This is a genomic window from Thermosynechococcus sp. HN-54 (assembly GCF_023650955.1).
Taxonomy (GTDB): domain Bacteria; phylum Cyanobacteriota; class Cyanobacteriia; order Thermosynechococcales; family Thermosynechococcaceae; genus Thermosynechococcus.
The window spans coordinates 1,496,380-1,512,091 of the sequence record NZ_CP098039.1; the positions used below are offsets into that span (position 1 = coordinate 1,496,380).

The 15,712-nt window shown below is 52.8% G+C and carries 12 protein-coding genes and 2 tRNA genes; 4 read left to right on the forward strand and 10 right to left on the reverse strand.

Going from position 1 to position 15,712, the window contains the following annotated elements; translation table 11 throughout:
- Positions 1-35 precede the first annotated feature (35 nt).
- Positions 36-1,964: a squalene--hopene cyclase gene (gene shc / locus NBE99_RS07265; protein ID WP_250681444.1), complete on the forward strand. Its 1,929-nt coding sequence runs from the start codon at positions 36-38 to the stop codon at positions 1,962-1,964.
- Positions 1,965-1,970: 6 nt separating this feature from the next.
- Here shc and NBE99_RS07270 read toward each other — a convergent pair whose 3' ends face one another.
- A complete protein-coding gene (locus tag NBE99_RS07270; protein WP_250681445.1) occupies positions 1,971-2,837 on the reverse strand; it encodes a M48 family metallopeptidase in 867 nt (288 codons plus the stop codon).
- A 61-nt stretch (positions 2,838-2,898) separates the two neighbouring features.
- A complete protein-coding gene (locus tag NBE99_RS07275) occupies positions 2,899-3,888 on the reverse strand; it encodes a cysteine synthase A (protein ID WP_250681446.1) in 990 nt (329 codons plus the stop codon).
- Between the two features lie 125 nt (positions 3,889-4,013).
- Between NBE99_RS07275 and NBE99_RS07280 the strand changes: the two genes are divergently transcribed.
- A tRNA-Ser gene (locus NBE99_RS07280) sits at positions 4,014-4,100 on the forward strand.
- A gap of 186 nt (positions 4,101-4,286) precedes the next feature.
- On the opposite strand, the gene NBE99_RS07285 is transcribed toward NBE99_RS07280, so the two are convergent.
- The 4 genes from NBE99_RS07285 to typA form a co-directional block, all read right to left on the reverse strand.
- Positions 4,287-5,786 carry a GUN4 domain-containing protein gene (locus tag NBE99_RS07285; protein ID WP_250681447.1) on the reverse strand — a complete coding sequence of 500 codons (1,500 nt, stop codon included), beginning with the start codon at positions 5,784-5,786 and terminating at the stop codon, positions 4,287-4,289.
- A gap of 12 nt (positions 5,787-5,798) precedes the next feature.
- Positions 5,799-6,185, reverse strand: a complete 387-nt coding sequence (locus tag NBE99_RS07290) for a protein kinase (RefSeq protein WP_250681448.1) — start codon at positions 6,183-6,185, stop codon at positions 5,799-5,801.
- Between the two features lie 302 nt (positions 6,186-6,487).
- Positions 6,488-6,769 carry a DUF3593 domain-containing protein gene (locus tag NBE99_RS07295; protein WP_250681449.1) on the reverse strand — a complete coding sequence of 94 codons (282 nt, stop codon included), beginning with the start codon at positions 6,767-6,769 and terminating at the stop codon, positions 6,488-6,490.
- The gene (typA, locus tag NBE99_RS07300) at positions 6,769-8,559 is read right to left on the reverse strand and encodes a translational GTPase TypA (protein ID WP_250681450.1); all 1,791 of its coding nucleotides are present in this window, start codon (positions 8,557-8,559) and stop codon (positions 6,769-6,771) included. The genes NBE99_RS07295 and typA overlap by 1 nt, the downstream gene beginning before the upstream one ends.
- Positions 8,560-8,696: 137 nt before the next feature.
- On the opposite strand from typA, the gene NBE99_RS07305 reads away from it, so the two are divergent.
- A complete protein-coding gene (locus NBE99_RS07305) occupies positions 8,697-11,165 on the forward strand; it encodes a cyclic nucleotide-binding domain-containing protein (RefSeq protein WP_250681451.1) in 2,469 nt (822 codons plus the stop codon).
- Between the two features lie 111 nt (positions 11,166-11,276).
- On the opposite strand, the gene NBE99_RS07310 is transcribed toward NBE99_RS07305, so the two are convergent.
- The 3 genes from NBE99_RS07310 to NBE99_RS07320 form a co-directional block, all read right to left on the reverse strand.
- Positions 11,277-11,732: an apolipoprotein A1/A4/E family protein gene (locus tag NBE99_RS07310; protein ID WP_250681452.1), complete on the reverse strand. Its 456-nt coding sequence runs from the start codon at positions 11,730-11,732 to the stop codon at positions 11,277-11,279.
- Positions 11,733-11,924: 192 nt separating this feature from the next.
- Positions 11,925-12,006: transfer RNA gene (locus NBE99_RS07315), tRNA-Tyr, on the reverse strand.
- Between the two features lie 71 nt (positions 12,007-12,077).
- Positions 12,078-12,590 (reverse strand): hypothetical protein, encoded by a 513-nt coding sequence (locus tag NBE99_RS07320; RefSeq protein ID WP_250681453.1) that lies wholly within the window; start codon positions 12,588-12,590, stop codon positions 12,078-12,080.
- 41 nt (positions 12,591-12,631) lie between these two features.
- Between NBE99_RS07320 and NBE99_RS07325 the strand changes: the two genes are divergently transcribed.
- On the forward strand, positions 12,632-14,596 hold the full coding sequence (locus NBE99_RS07325) for a CHASE2 domain-containing protein (protein ID WP_250681454.1): 1,965 nt from the start codon (positions 12,632-12,634) through the stop codon (positions 14,594-14,596).
- Here NBE99_RS07325 and NBE99_RS07330 read toward each other — a convergent pair.
- The gene (locus NBE99_RS07330) at positions 14,593-15,711 is read right to left on the reverse strand and encodes a geranylgeranyl reductase family protein (protein WP_250681455.1); all 1,119 of its coding nucleotides are present in this window, start codon (positions 15,709-15,711) and stop codon (positions 14,593-14,595) included. The two genes, NBE99_RS07325 and NBE99_RS07330, sit on opposite strands and share 4 nt — an antisense overlap.
- Position 15,712: the final 1 nt, after the last annotated feature.

Genomic DNA, 15,712 nt, shown 5'->3' on the forward strand with positions numbered 1-15,712 from the left:
GCTAAACTAACCAAGAGTCTAACAGCCGAGGAATCATGCAAACTCAACTTGCCGCTGCCATTGATCCAAAGCAACTCCAACAGGCGATTCGCGCCAGCCAAGACTTTCTCTTTTCACAGCAATATGCCGAGGGCTACTGGTGGGCGGAGTTGGAGTCCAATGTGACCATGACCGCAGAGGTAATTCTCCTGCACAAAATCTGGGGCACCGAACAGCGTCTACCCTTGGCCAAAGCAGAACAGTATTTGCGCAACCATCAACGGGATCACGGCGGTTGGGAGCTGTTTTATGGCGATGGTGGCGATCTCAGCACCAGTGTTGAGGCTTACATGGGACTGCGACTGTTGGGTGTGCCCGCCGATGATCCTGCCTTGATGCAAGCACGGCAATTTATCCTTGCCCGCGGCGGCATCAGCAAAACCCGTATTTTCACAAAACTGCACCTCGCCCTCATTGGCTGCTATGACTGGCGGGGGATTCCCTCTCTGCCCCCTTGGATCATGCTCCTGCCAGAGGGTAGCCCCTTCACCATCTATGAAATGTCCAGTTGGGCACGCAGCAGCACCGTGCCGCTGTTGATTGTCATGGATCGCAAGCCCGTTTATGCGATGGATCCGCCCATCACCCTCGATGAATTGTATGCTGAGGGACGAGCCAATGTGGTTTGGGAACTGCCCCGCCAAGGGGACTGGAGCGATGTCTTTATTGGCCTAGACCAGGTATTCAAGTTCCTTGAAGCCTTTAACATTAATCCTTTGAGGGAACAGGGGCTAAAGGCTGCGGAAGAATGGGTACTAGAGCGTCAAGAGGCCAGTGGCGACTGGGGCGGTATTATTCCAGCGATGCTCAACTCCCTGTTGGCCTTGCGTGTCCTTGACTATGCCGTGGATGACCCCATTGTGCAGCGGGGGATGGCAGCAGTGGATCGCTTTGCCATTGAGACGGAGACGGAGTATCGCGTGCAGCCCTGTGTCTCCCCGGTTTGGGATACCGCCTTGGTGATGCGCGCCATGGTGGATTCCGGCATTGCTTCCGATCATCCCGCCCTGGTCAAAGCTGGTGAATGGCTGCTTTCCAAGCAAATCCTTGACTATGGGGACTGGCACGTTAAAAACAAAAAGGGTCAGCCGGGGGGATGGGCCTTTGAATTTGAGAATCGCTTCTACCCCGATGTGGACGATACAGCGGTGGTGGTGATGGCGCTCCATGCGGTCAGGCTACCCGATGAAAACTTGAAACGGCGTGCCATTGAACGCGCGGTGGCTTGGATTGCCTCAATGCAGTGCCGGCCGGGGGGATGGGCAGCCTTTGATGTGGACAATGACCAAGATTGGCTGAATGCCATTCCCTACGGCGATCTCAAGGCAATGATTGACCCCAATACTGCCGATGTCACGGCACGGGTGCTGGAGATGGTGGGTCGCTGTCAGCTTCCCTTTGACAGTGGTGCCCTCGATCGCGCCCTTGCTTACTTGCGCAATGAGCAGGAGCCGGAAGGCTGTTGGTTTGGCCGCTGGGGCGTAAACTACATCTATGGCACGAGTGGGGTTTTGGCTGCCCTTTCCCTTGTTGCCCCTCGCTACGATCGCTGGCGGATTCGCCGTGCCGCGGACTGGTTAGTGCAGTGTCAAAATGCCGATGGCGGCTGGGGAGAAACCTGCTGGAGCTACAATGATCCTTCCCTCAAGGGCAAGGGGGATAGCACTGCTTCCCAAACTGCGTGGGCGCTGATTGGCCTTTTGGCAGCGGGTGATGCCACAGGAGACTACGCCACAGAAGCCATTGAAAAAGGGGTGGCCTACCTTCTTCAGACCCAACGCCCCGATGGTACATGGCACGAGGATTACTTCACGGGCACAGGCTTTCCTTGCCACTTTTACCTGAAGTACCACTACTATCAGCAGCACTTTCCGCTGACGGCGTTGGGACGCTATGCCCGCTGGCGCCAGCTTTTGGCCAATTAGACTGGATTAGAACGAGCGCAGTCGTTGCTGATAGGCCAAGGTATCGGTGCCACAGAAGGGCTGGGGAGCGACCACGCACTCATTGCTGAAGCCAGAGCGAATTAAATTTTCGGCAATTAACTGGCGATCGCGAGGTGCAGGGTGGGTACTCAAAATGGTCGGCGGTGCCCCTCCCCCCCGTTGCAATTTCTGAAGAAATGTCACCATCGCCCGTGGATCATAGTTGCTGCGAGCCAATAGCCCCAGCCCATAGCGATCGGCTTCTAGTTCCTGCTCACGACTGCGGGGGCGCCGAAAGGCGAGTTCCATGGCCATTTGTAGCCCGCGATCGCGATCCAAGCCCGCCGCCGTCATTAAGCCTTGGGCGATCGCCATTTGTTGCAGTTGGCGAATCACATGGCGCTGATCAATATGGCCAATTTCATGGGCAATGACACTCGCCAGTTCCGCCTCATTCTCTGCCTTGAGCATCAGGCCAGTGGTGACATAGACAAAGCCGCCCATCGTCGCGTAGGCATTCACTTGGCGGTCTTGAATAATGTGAAAGTGATAGGGCAAGCCTCGACGTTCGCCGACACTGACCAAGCGCTCACCAATGCTATTCACATAGTTCTGAGCTGCGGGATTACGAACAAGGCGCATTCCTTGCCGCAGCATTTGCTCATGGATCTGTTGCCCCAAGGCCACCTCTTGGCGGGGCGAGATATTGGACAGTTGAATGACCTGAATCCCTTGCAACAGCAATCGCTGCCAGAGATTTTGTGCCTGCACGGCAACAGGATGCAGGGCGATCGCCACCCCACAGACCAAGCTGGCAAAGAGGAGGAACCAACGTTGTTTTTTCACGGCTGCTGTTTCGCGTAAAATCCACACCCACGCCTAGCGGCTACTTGCCCCCTTGTGACCCCTCCATTTTAGACATTGTTCCCAAGGCTTAACGTTTTTTAATGTCTGGCACCCGTAGCCCCTTACTCGCCAACCACTCCGGATTAAACAGCCGCGATTGATAGCGCGAACCCCCATCACAGAGCACCGTAACAATCGTGTAACCAGGACCGAGTTCCTTGGCAAGGCGTACCGCTGCTCCCACATTAATGCCTACGGAGCCACCCATAAAGAGGCCATCGTAGTACAGCAGTTGATAAATAATCTCAAGGCACTCTTGATCCTCAATTTGAATCGCATCATCAATGGGGGCGCCTGCCAAGTTGGCGGTAATGCGGCTATTGCCGATGCCTTCAGTAATGGAACTGCCCGTACTGCTGAGGACACCCGTTTTGGCGTAGCTGTAGATGGCACTGCCCATGGGATCGGCAATCACAGTCCGAATCGCGGGATTTTTTTCCTTGAGGTACATCGCCACCCCCGCATAAGTGCCCCCCGTACCCGTTGCCGCTACCCACGCATCGATCCGACCATCGGTCTGCTGCCAAATTTCAGGTCCAGTGGTTTCGTAGTGAGCTTGGCGATTGGCAAGGTTATCAAACTGGTTCGCCCAGATAGCATTCTCCATTTCCGCAGCAATCCGCCCGGAGAGCTTCACATAGTTATTCGGGTCTTTGTAGGGAACGGCGGGAACCGGGCGCACTTCGGCTCCAAGGGTGCGCAACAGGTCAATTTTTTCTTGGGATTGAGTATCGGGAATCACAATCAGGCACTTGTAGCCTTTGGCATTGCAGATGTGGGCTAGGCCAATGCCCGTATTTCCTGCCGTGCCTTCGACGACTGTACCGCCGGGTTTGAGCAGGCCTTTTTTTTCAGCATCTTCAATAATGTAGAGGGCGGCTCGATCCTTAACAGAGCCACCGGGGTTGAGAAACTCCGCTTTACCCAGAATCTCACAGCCGGTGAGGTCACTAAAGTAGTTGAGGCGAATCAGCGGCGTCTGCCCGACGGTGCCCACAAAACCCTGTTTAATATCCATGCCGTCGTTGTTTCAATCACTGTATCTCTTTTATGGTAAAGGGGTTTGCCGCCAGAATTCCCTTGAGGCAGCGCGATCGCGAAGCGTGCTTTTGGCATTCGCCTTTGCTATGATTAGGGATCCGTGGAGAGGTGGCAGAGTGGTTGAATGCGCTTGACTCGAAATCAAGTTTAGGGTAACACCTAACGGGGGTTCGAATCCCCCCCTCTCCGTTCAAGTGACCAGTAGGTCTGTCTGTGAGTTAAACCTGCAATACACCATTGGATGCCCACGAACGAGGCTCTGCTGAAAATGTCGCACTTAATTCGCCTACAGGTTTCTAACTCACAAGCCCTCTATTGCAATATTTGAATGAAATTTTTATCTAATCTCCTCAAAGTTTTATGCTGGATTTTTTGTTAATTACGAGTTTGAGCTTGAGGTGATGAAACCGGTGTTGATGCAGGTTGCTGTTGTGTTTGGCAGTAGCTAAATCGCTGCAAAATATAAGGTAACAGAGGATTTTCACCTCTAATGTATACATTGATATTTTGGAGACCAGAAGTAGGAATAATGTGTGAAAGGAAGGGTATATGCCCCTCTGGTGCAACAGAACTGTAGGTAATTTGATTAAGCTCTTTATCACCAATAGTAGTCATACTTATGGGCGTTTGCCAATCTAGTTTTTGTTTGAATTCTATGAATGCATCTTTTACATTCTTCCTAGTAGATGCAATTTGCTGCCAAATTTTTGCTTGTGTACCAAAGCTAAAGCGACCATTAGAGTATTGTTGCCATAGGTCGTTAATAGCCAACAAAGGACTACAAGGAATCTGTTCAGCAGCTAAGACGCTTGGGTCTCCCTTCATTAGGTCATAAATCATTTTATTGGTCAGTTCATTGGCAGTGCTGTACTGCTGTGATTGAAGTGCTGCTTGCAAAGGCTGTAAGTCAATTGTAGGCGCTTCAGACTGAGTTACCACTGGCTCCGTAGTCGTGGCTGCTGGGCTGAGACTAGAACTCGGATAAGGACTACTCGCTGTTGGGGAAGCTGGCGATGGAGAATAGGGGGGTGATTCTTCTTGAATAGAAGGTGCTGAGTTGATCGAGTCTTGAGCAGTGTTCTGAGGATTTTGATTCCCGCGATTTGTGAGCAAAGATTGAACAAACAGCGTTCCAGTAATCCCTACTCCTATACTGACTCCCATGAGCATGACTAAACCTGCAAGTATCCATTTCCATTTTTGGGGTTGCTGAGGTTGCGCAGTGTACTGTACCCCTGATGGATAAGATGAAGCCATGACTTGGCTGTCTGTGACTGTAGGCGTATTCCAAGATTGACTTGTTCTATTCGTTGCATTCACTTGACTCTGAGGCTCCACATGCGTAGTTCCTTGAGAAATTGGAGAAGTCAGTAAAGTAGTGGCACGATGCAAAGTTGCTTGAGAGGAATCTAGGGCTTCAAGTGCTCTTAGGGCTTCTGTAGCATTTTGATAGCGATCGCGGAAGTTATAGCAAATCATTTTATTCAAAACATTTGCAAAGGCGTCAGAAACATGGACTTTCTGTTGCCACAAAATCTCATGGGTATATTCATCTCGCAAATTGCCTAGTTCTAAAATACTCATTCCCGTCAAAGCTTCAATGCCAATCATGCCGACAGCATGGATGTCGCTACTGAGTCTGGGTTGTCCCATCATTTGTTCAGGGGCAGAGTAACCATGCGTGCCAATTACAACTGTAGGATTGACAGCAAAACCCTGCTGGTTAGAGGCTGCTTCTGGGGATTGAATAACTTCCTTTACTGCACCAAAATCAATCAATACAATTTTACGATCCGCCAGACGGCGCATAATGTTAGAGGGCTTTAGGTCTCGATGAATAACATTCCTGTCATGAACGAATTTGAGAACTTGCAATATTTCTATTAGTCATTTCTTAACTTGATGTTCTCCTAAAGGATGCCCCTGTTGAATCTCCTGAGTGAGATTGACGCCATCTATAAACTGAAGAATCATTACGAAATAATCTTTATCAAGAGAGCCTTTATGAACAAAGTGGGCACGCAGTTCTGGAATTTGGTCATGGTGTCCAAGCTCAGCTAGGACGACGGCTTCACGGTCAAACAGTCGCTTAGCTACTTCAAACTTTTCATTGTTGGGTTTTAACTGCTTGATAACGCAACGATAGTTGGGAGAGTTACTAGGTATTCTGGTATCTATAGCGAGATAGGTATGGCCAAAGCCTCCGCCCCCAATCTTTTCGAGAATTTGGTAGCGGTTATCAAGAATATCCCCAGAGTTGAAAATATCATCCATGGGAATCAATCCGTAGTTTTGTAATGGGAGTCTTAGAGTTAAATTGCTCAGAACTATAGCATAGAAAAAAATACTTCTAAAAGGCAAAAATATTGCTGAACAACTGTTCTTAGTTGCAGAAGTGACCCCCAATCGCTACCTGATGCCTACCTCAACTAAGGAGGGCATAGCCAGAGCTTAGCTAAACCCTCTTCGGCTATGAGGTTGCTTACAAAGCTCTCGCACAGCCGATTATTTTTATTCTTTTTAGGTAAGAATTACGATATTTCTTTCGTTAGTTTTCTAACCTCCTTCTGGAGCTGTCATCCAGATTCCTTGAGGGCACGGCGAAAGCCCAAGGCAATGAGGATATTGGCCAAGGTCAAAAAGAATTCTGCCCCCCCGTGCAACCCGTCCACATTGGCCAAGGTTGTACCATAGACCCTTTGGGCATAGAGTCCCGCAGGAATCGTGACGGCGACAAAGACCAGTGTTCCATAGAAGCCAATCAGGGCTAAACGGGGGGTGTTGGGGTTGCGGCTCATGAAGTACAAGAACCCCAAATAGGGAAACAGCGAGAGGGCAAAAAAGGCATTCGTGAGCATTAGCGGCGAGCCAGCTTTTTACTCATTTTGCGGAGCCGAATTGATTTGGGGGTTACCTCCACCAGTTCATCGGGGCCAATATACTCCAGTGCCCGCTCTAGGCTCATTTCGACGGGTGCTTGTAGTTGCACCAGTTCATCCCCGGTTGAGGAGCGGAAGTTGGTGAGTTGTTTGGCTTTGCAGACATTGATTTCAAGGTCTTGGGGACGGTTGTGCTCACCGACAATCATGCCTTTGTAGACTTTGGTGCCGGGGGTAATGAAAAAGACGCCGCGATCTTCGGCGTTTTTCAGAGCATAGAAGGTGGCCGTGCCCTCCTCAAAGGCAATTAAGACGCCATTGCGCCGGGTGCTGATCTCGCCTGCCAAGGGACGATAGTCCAAAAAGCTGTGGTTCATAATCCCTTCGCCGCGGGTTAGGCGCATAAATTCGCCGCGGAAACCAATGAGACCCCGGGCCGGAATCACAAACTCCAGTTGAGTCCGACCATTGCCCCCTACCTGCATATCCTGCATTTCACCGCGGCGCTGGCCTAGCCGTTCAATACAGCCACCCACGGCTTCATCGGGAACATCAAGCACCAAGCATTCATAGGGTTCGCAGGGTTGACCATTGACTTCACGGTAGATTACCTGCGGCTGGGACACTTGGAATTCATAGCCTTCGCGGCGCATGGTTTCAATGAGAATGCCAAGGTGCAATTCACCCCGACCGGAAACGGCAAAGCGATCGGGGGAGTCGGTTTCTTCGACCCGCAGCGCCACATTGGTTTCCAGTTCCCGAAACAGGCGATCGCGCAATTGCCGCGAGGTGACAAAGGTTCCCTCCTGACCGGCAAAGGGGGAGTCGTTGACCGCAAAGGTCATTTGCAGGGTGGGTTCATCTACCTTGATCAGGGGGAGGGCTTGGGGATTGTTGGGGTCAGTAATGGTTTCACCAATGTTGGCATCACTAAAACCAGCGATCGCGACAATATTGCCGGCACTCGCTCTGTCCAATTCAATCCGTTTTAGTCCTTCAAAGCCCAAGAGCTTGGTAATCTTTGCTTTGACAATTTGGCCATTATCCTTGACCAAGGCTGCCTGCTGCCCCACCTGCACTGTGCCGTTATGAATTTTGCCAATGACAATTCGCCCTAGGTACTCTGAGTAGTCTAGGGTCGTCACCTGAAGTTGCAAGGGCGCATCGGGATTGCCCACCGGCGGCGGAATATGGTGGGCAATGGCCTCAAAGAGGGGCTGCATATCTTTGCCTTCCTCATCTAAGTCGGTTTTCGCATAGCCCGCTAAGCCAGAGGCAAAGAGGTAGGGAAACTCGCACTGATCGTCATCCGCCCCCAGTTCAATAAACAAATCCAATACCTTGTCAATGGCCTTGTAGGGTTCCGCCTGCGGCCGGTCAATTTTATTCACGACCACAATGGGGCGCAGACCTTTTTCAAGGGCTTTTTTGAGGACAAACCGCGTTTGGGGCATCGGGCCTTCATTGGCATCGACAATCAGCAGACAGCCCTCCACCATTCCCAAAACCCGCTCGACTTCACCGCCAAAATCGGCGTGGCCGGGGGTATCGACAATGTTAATCGTCAAGTCTTTGTAGCGAACCGCTGTATTCTTGGCCAGAATCGTAATGCCGCGCTCCCGCTCCAGATCATTGGAGTCCATGACGCACTCAGGAATCTCTTCCCCCTCGCGAAAAGTACCAGCTTGGCGCAGTAGGGCATCCACCAGTGTTGTTTTCCCGTGGTCAACGTGGGCGATAATAGCAACATTACGAATCGGCAGACTCATAACAACTTCCTAAGGGTTCTGTAATCGAGTGTTGAGGAGTGTAACAAATCCTTACAATCCTAGCGTAGCTTAGTAGGGGAACTGAGCTATCAGTCTAGTGTCATCAATTTTGTTCAGAAAGTCCCCCTTTTGAGGCTATGACCGATCGCTTGCCTTGGTTGCAAACCCATACCCCCCTTAAGTCACTCTCTTTGGAGGCACTGGAGGCGATCGCCGCTGCCCTGCGCACAGAATTCATTGCTGCCAATCGTCGCATTGTTCTTGAGGACACGCCGGTAACGCATTTGATGATTCTGCGATCGGGAGAATTGGAGGCCTATCACACCACCCGCGATCGCCCCGCAACCGTAACAACCCTTCTACCAGGAACGGTTCTGCACTGGCTAGAACTGGTGCTGGAACAACCGGCACCGCAAACGGTGATTACTCTAATGGACTGCGAACTATGGACATTGCCCCGCGAGGTGTTTGCCACATTGGCCACTCAATTTCCCGAACTCCGCCAACAGGTGTCGCAGCAGTTGCAAAGTGCCCTCAGTGATCTAGCCTACGAGCAGGAGCGGCAGGCCGTGTTGCGTCCCTACCTTGTGCCACGGGTGAAACAGGGAATTGTGGGCAGTAGCCGCTATGCGGTGCGCTTACGCCAAGGGATTAAAGAGGCCGCTCGCGATCGCCAGCCGGTGTTGATTTTTGGTGAACCCGGTCTAGAAAAAGATAATATTGCTGCCTTGATTCATTATGGGTCGAGCGATCGCCGGCAACCCTTGATTCGCTTTAACTGTGGCACCCTATCCGCGAATGGGGCAGAACTCTTTGGTAAACCCAACAAGCCGGGTCTCCTCGACTGGCTGGCAGAGGGCACTCTGATCCTCAACAATGTCCATGAATGGCCAGTCCACCTCTATCCGCAACTGCGCCGCCTTGTCGCCGAGCAGACCTATGAACCGGTAGCTGAGACCCCCGTTCCCCCCCGCCGCTTTCCGGGGCGACTGATTCTGATTGCCGAAAAGAAAGGCTGTGATTGCCAAGATCTGGTACGTCACCAAATTAAAGTACCTCCTCTGCGGGTCACCAAAGCAGATATTGAAGCCCTAGTGAATTACTACATTGCCCTCTACTGTCGGCAGCGGGGCATTCCCAAACCGCGGATCACACCCGAAGCCCTACGGCGGCTCCAGAGTTATGATTTTCCCGGCAACCTGCGGGAGTTGGCGAGTCTAGTGGAGCGTGCCATCGTCCAAGCCGAAGGGGCAGACGTGCTGACGGAAGAAGTCTTTTGGCCAGAGCGATCGCGGCAACGGCGGTTTCGCTGGAACCTGCTCAATGCCTATCCCCAGTTGCGCGCCTTTTTACGCAGTCCATGGTGGCCCGATCGCCTGAACTATGGTGTCACGCTTTGGCTGTTTCCGCTGATCGTGGCCATTGGCTTATGGGGGCCGCAGGATCGCGAACACAACTTTACCCTGAACCTCTTTTGGGCATGGTGGTGGCCGGTCTCACTACTGATCTTTCCCTTTTTGGGGCGCATTTGGTGTGCTGTCTGCCCCTTCATGATCTACGGCGAAGTCCTGCAAAGGCTGTCCCTGAAGATCTGGCCGCGCAAGCTGCGCCCTTGGCCGCGTCAACTAGCCGAGCGCTGGGGAGGCTGGGTGCTCTTTGGCCTCTTTGCCGTGATTCTCCTGTGGGAAGAATTGTGGGATTTACCCAATACTGCCTATCTATCCAGTTGGCTACTGATCTTGATTACAGCGGGAGCCGTGATTTTTTCTCAGCTCTATGAACGTCGCTTTTGGTGTCGCTATCTCTGCCCCATTGGTGGCATGAATGGCCTCTTTGGCAAACTCTCCATTCTTGAATTGCGGGCACAGCAGGGGGTGTGCGCTGCTAGTTGCCAAACCTACCAATGCTACAAAGGCGGCCCTGCCCTTGGGGAAGGTCAAGAAACAGGGGGCTGTCCCGTTTATTCCCATCCGGCCCAACTCCCAGACAACCGCAATTGTGTCCTGTGCATGACCTGTCTCAAGGCCTGCCCCCATCGCTCAGTAGAACTCAATTTGCGCCCGCCGGCCATTGATCTCTGGACCAGTCATGAGGCCACGGCGGCTGAAGTTTGCCTGCTCTTTTTGCTCTTGGGCGCGGTGGTGCTGCACCGTTTACCCCTGCTTTTGCAATGGCTAGGACTGACGGAAGCTCATTTTGGGTTACAGGGGATGATTGCGGTGGTGGCGCTAGCTCTGCCGGGACTATTGGCATGGGGTTGGCATCAGATACAACGACAAGGCTCGGTTCCCTTTGTGCGCTCGGCCTATGGCTATCTGCCTTTGGTGCTGGGCGCCAATTTGGCCTATTACTTGCCCCTTGGTCTAGGGGAGGCAGGGCAGTTGTTGCCCGTAACCTTTGCGACCTTTGGCCTCGATGGCACGAGTTTGCCCAGTTGGCAAGCCCATCCCGCGGTGATCGGGTTCTTGCAAACAACCACACTTTTCATCAGTACCCTTGCCAGTTTGCTCCTCAGTCAAAAGATTGCACGCTTACCCCTACAACAGATGTGGCATCCTTGGCTAGGCATTATCGCTCTTGCTGGGGGAATTGCCTATTTACTTTGATAGGCTGGGCTGGACTCGGCGTAGAGATAGCACGTCAAAAACCTAGAAGCCAGAATTTCTCTGGGGGGATACTCGCGATCGTCCCCTCAACTAAGCCATCGCAAAACGTCATCAAAGGCGTGGCGTGTCAAAGAACAGCAGCTTAGTGATTAAGCCAGCAGCCAACACCAGCAGCGTCACCAAGAATCCCCACAGACGGGCATCGGTTCCATCCTGACGTTTGACAATCTGCTGCAATGTGGTCTCTACTGTGTTAATGCGCTGCCCCAATTGCGCCTCTACGGAACTAATATGCTGCGACAATTGCGCCTCGACAGCATTGATACGCTGCTCTAGCTTGGCCTCAACGGCATTGATACGCTGTTCCAGCTTGGCCTCAACCGCATTGATACGCTGCTCTAGCTTCGCCTCGACGGCATCAATTTTGTCCTCAAGTCGTTGGAACCTCTCGCCACTGGTGGCAATGTGAATATCCAGCTTTTTCTCTATGGCCTGAAGACTGGCCTGCATCCCTTGGATGGCATCCAACACTTGACTCAATTCAGATTGCGTTACAGGTTCACTCATGATTGGCCCCTTGCATCAATTCCTTTCCTGAAGGTCCTAAGCCACCATTGCCCACCTTTGAAAACTGTTGACCAAAATATGATCACTTCTGCTCCTTGATTGAGCAAGTAACAGCAGTAAATAGTCCACTTACAAAAAAATAGTAAACCTGAAACCCTTGATATTCCTTGGGTTCAGGCTTTTTTATCTCTATGGGCCGGGCTGGATTCGAACCAGCGTAGGCGTAGCCAACGGATTTACAGTCCGCCCCCATTAACCACTCGGGCACCGACCCTTTCATCGCGATTTTTTAATATACCACATAAGGAGGGAGACTTGAGCTTCCTGTTTTGAGAAAACCATTCCCTACTCGTCGAGGGTGTAGCTTTGCAGGTTTTCTAGGGGTTGCACTTTGAGGAGACGTTCGGCGCGGCGAATCTCGCTGTCACTGCCTTGAATCAGGATCAGGTATTTGCCTCGCTGCAATCGCTTTTCAAAGGGGATGCCAGACTTGCCAGTAATCACCACTTGCAGACCCCCCCCCACGGTGAGGCTACCCAAGGCACCCGCGATCGCGCCAAAGATACCTCCCAAAAGACTATTATTGAGGCGATCCAGCATCGGCAGAATATCAATTTGCGTGGCCTGGTTAAAGGTAAAACCGGCAAAGAAGCCAAAGGGAACCAGCCAGATCAACATCCGTTGCATTTGCTGGCGGGCCACTTGAAACGGATCAATGAGTCCTAACTCTGACCACTGTTTGTAGCCTCGCCCCAATAGGGCTACCTTTTCCATGGGGAAGCCGTCCTTTTCCAGCTGGGTATACACAGCCTCGGCTTGGAGGCGATCGCCCAATGTCGCTACCAAGTAATTTTTCATAGCGATAGGATGAAGGAAATCTCTTGCTTGCCTGCAAAGCTATGCTGCCCCTATTGTCCCACTTTCGCCGCACCTTTGCTGATCTCGGTTTGATTGTCGTGGCCAGTGCCGTGGCCAGCACGGTGGTGATTGGGATTCGCGAAATGGGTGGGCTACAACCGTTGGAATTGGGAGCCTACGATCGCCTGATGCAATTGCGCCCCATGCCCGGCCCCGATCCGCGACTGTTGGTGGTGGCTGTGACCGAGGCTGATATTCAACGCTACCGCTCCCTGTCGCTGCCGGATCAGATCTACGCCCAAGCCTTAAAAAAACTCCTCAAACATCAACCCCGTGCGATTGGCCTTGATATTTACCGTGACTTTGCTGTACCACCGGGACATGAGGAATTAAACCGCCTTTGGTTAAGTTCCGATCGCCTGTTTGCTGTCACTAAGCTAGGGGATGCGACTCACCCAACGATTCGCCCTCCTGCGGCTCTCAGTGCCGATCAGGTGGGATTTAATGATGTCACGGTGGATGCTGGGGGCATTGTCCGTCGCAGTTTACTCTTTTTGCCGGACGATCAGGGGAATACACTGTACTCCTTCTCGTTGCGCCTGGCGCTGCGGTACCTCGCCGATGAAGGGATTGAGCCGCGGGGCAGTGATGCGGATCCCAATGTGATGCAGCTAGGACAGAGCATTTTTACACCTCTGCAACCCAATGATGGCGGCTATGTGGGTGCCGATACGGCGGGCTATCAAGTTATGCTCAACTATCGCGGTGATCAGCGGGCGGTGACGTGGGTGCCCCTAGAGGATGTGCTCAATGAGCGGGTTGCTCCTGACTTGATTCGCGATCGCGTGGTTCTCATTGGCAACATTGCGGAAAGCGGTAAGGACTTTTTCTATACCCCCTTTAGTTCGGGTCTGCGGGACAATCAACGCATGGCGGGGGTCTTTATCCATGCGCAAATGGTGGGGCAATTCATTGATGCGGGTTTGGGCGATCGCGCGGTTATATGGTTTTGGCCCAACAGTGTGGAGAACGTTTGGATTGTTCTTTGGGCATTGATTGGTGCCATCCTTGCTTGGCGAGTGCGCCATCCTTTGGCTCTAGCCACGGCTGTAGGCACGGCTCTGCTCCTCCTACTGCTCACCTGTTATGGGCTGTTTTTGAAATTGGGCTGGGTGCCCCTTGTGCCGCCGGCATTGACGCTCCTTCTTGGCAGTGGCGGGGTGGTCAGCTATACCGCACAGCAAGCCCAACAGCAACGGCAAATGGTGATGCGCCTCTTGGGTCAAAGTATCTCCCCGGAAATTGCCGCCGCCATGTGGGAACGGCGCGATGAACTCCTCAAGGACGGCAAATTACCCGGTCAACGCCTGATTGCCACACTCCTTTTTACTGACTTGAAGGGCTTTAGCACAATTTCCGAGAGAATGGAGCCGGAGGAACTCTTTAACTGGCTCAACGCCTATCTTGAGAAAGTGGCGGATGTGGTGCAAAGTTACCACGGGGTCATTAACAAGTTTACCGGTGACGGTATTATGGCGGTGTTTGGTGTGCCCATCAAGCGCACGAGTCGGGAAGGCATTGCCATTGATGCCCGCAATGCTGTGGATTGTGCTTTGGCCTTGGGACAATTGCTCGAGGAACTGAACCGCGAATGGGCGGCTCAAGGGCTACCGCAGGTGATGATGCGGGCGGGTATCTATACAGGCCCAATTGTGGTCGGCAGTCTCGGTAGTAAGAATCGCCTCGAGTACGGTGTTATTGGCGACAGTGTGAATACCGCCTCCCGCCTTGAAAGTGTGGACAAGCACCGCCAGCCGAGTCCCTGTCGGATTTTAGTGGCACAGGAAACGCTGGAATATCTGGGCGATCGCTATGAAGTTGAACCTTGGGGACCGTTGGAACTGAAGGGCAAAGAGCGCAAAATCCAAGTCTTTCGCATTCTCGGCGTCCGCAAAGGGCTGGCGATCGCCCCCAATCAGCCCACCGCCATTGAATTGGAGATCTAGCGACCGGGAATGAGCGCACTGCTCAGCCGTTGGATGGCGCGCCCCGCAATATCGCGATAGCGTAACTCACCACAGAGGACTTGACCCAGCCGCTGGGTAGCGGAGGGACGTTTCAGGGCAAGGCGGTAACCCACCCCCGGCATCCGATGGAAAAGTCCCGCGAGGCGTTGCGCCCACACTAAATCCGTGCCCCATTCCTCCTGCAAAGTTTTGCTATAGGTGGCTAGGGCATCCGCCTCTCCCCCCAGAGCCGCATCAATGGCTTCAGCAGCCCGCATGCCACTGTAGAGCGCCGGACGAATGCCTTCGGCGGAAAAGGGATCCACAAGGCCAGCAGCTTCACCCACAAGAAGGGCATGGTGGGTATGGAGCGGTTGCTGACCCTCCCAGACACAAAGGGGATGGTATTGAATGGGACAATTGGCAAGCTGCAGCCCATGGGCAGCGCAATACTGTTGCAAAATCGGTTCCCAATTGGCGCGATCGCTCCCCCGCACGAGAGCGACCCCCACGGTTCGCTGATCTCCCTTGGGAAAACTCCAGAGGTAGCCATTTTTGACAAGGCCAAATTCAAAATGCGCCGCGCGATCGCCGGTGGGATTCGGCACCGTCATCACCGCCGCAGTACGCCCGACTTTGGGCTTAAAGCCCAGCCACTGAGCCATTTGACTGTTGGCTCCATCAGCGGCAATGAGATAACGTGCTCCATAGGTTGTTGTTGCTGTGTGGATCTGCCAGTAATCCCCTTGAAACGTAATTCCAGTCACCGGGGTTTGGTCAATGAGGATGGCTCCCTTTTGTTGGGCCTGCTGCAGGAGGTACTGATCAAAGACCCTGCGCTCGACAAGCCAGATGGGTTCGGGAATACTTAACTCGGCTTCAACGGCCTCACTGAGCTGCCAACTGTAGCGCACCGTGCGGGTGGTATCGGTAATAGCAGGCTGAAAATCAAAATCAAACCATTGGCCAACGGTGGGTGACACAGCCCCTGTACAGGGTTTTGAACGGGGAAGGGCGGCTTTTTCCAAGACCAAAACTGAGCGTTGCCGCCGCGCGAGATGATAAGCAGCTGCCCCCCCTGCTGGTCCACCGCCGACAATAATACAGTCGTACATT

What these genes read in the sequence shown, in the direction of transcription:
- NBE99_RS07275 (WP_250681446.1), bottom strand. Translation starts at nt 3,888, where the DNA reads ATGGATATTAAACAGGGTTTTGTGGGCACCGTCGGGCAGACGCCGCTG.
- NBE99_RS07310 (WP_250681452.1), bottom strand. Translation starts at nt 11,732, where the DNA reads ATGAGTGAACCTGTAACGCAATCTGAATTGAGTCAAGTGTTGGATGCC.
- NBE99_RS07320 (WP_250681453.1), bottom strand. Translation starts at nt 12,590, where the DNA reads ATGAAAAATTACTTGGTAGCGACATTGGGCGATCGCCTCCAAGCCGAG.
- NBE99_RS07290 (WP_250681448.1), bottom strand. Translation starts at nt 6,185, where the DNA reads ATGGATGATATTTTCAACTCTGGGGATATTCTTGATAACCGCTACCAA.
- NBE99_RS07325 (WP_250681454.1), top strand. Translation starts at nt 12,632, where the DNA reads ATGCTGCCCCTATTGTCCCACTTTCGCCGCACCTTTGCTGATCTCGGT.
- NBE99_RS07295 (WP_250681449.1), bottom strand. Translation starts at nt 6,769, where the DNA reads ATGCTCACGAATGCCTTTTTTGCCCTCTCGCTGTTTCCCTATTTGGGG.
- shc (WP_250681444.1), top strand. Translation starts at nt 36, where the DNA reads ATGCAAACTCAACTTGCCGCTGCCATTGATCCAAAGCAACTCCAACAG.
- typA (WP_250681450.1), bottom strand. Translation starts at nt 8,559, where the DNA reads ATGAGTCTGCCGATTCGTAATGTTGCTATTATCGCCCACGTTGACCAC.
- NBE99_RS07305 (WP_250681451.1), top strand. Translation starts at nt 8,697, where the DNA reads ATGACCGATCGCTTGCCTTGGTTGCAAACCCATACCCCCCTTAAGTCA.
- NBE99_RS07330 (WP_250681455.1), bottom strand. Translation starts at nt 15,711, where the DNA reads ATGTACGACTGTATTATTGTCGGCGGTGGACCAGCAGGGGGGGCAGCT.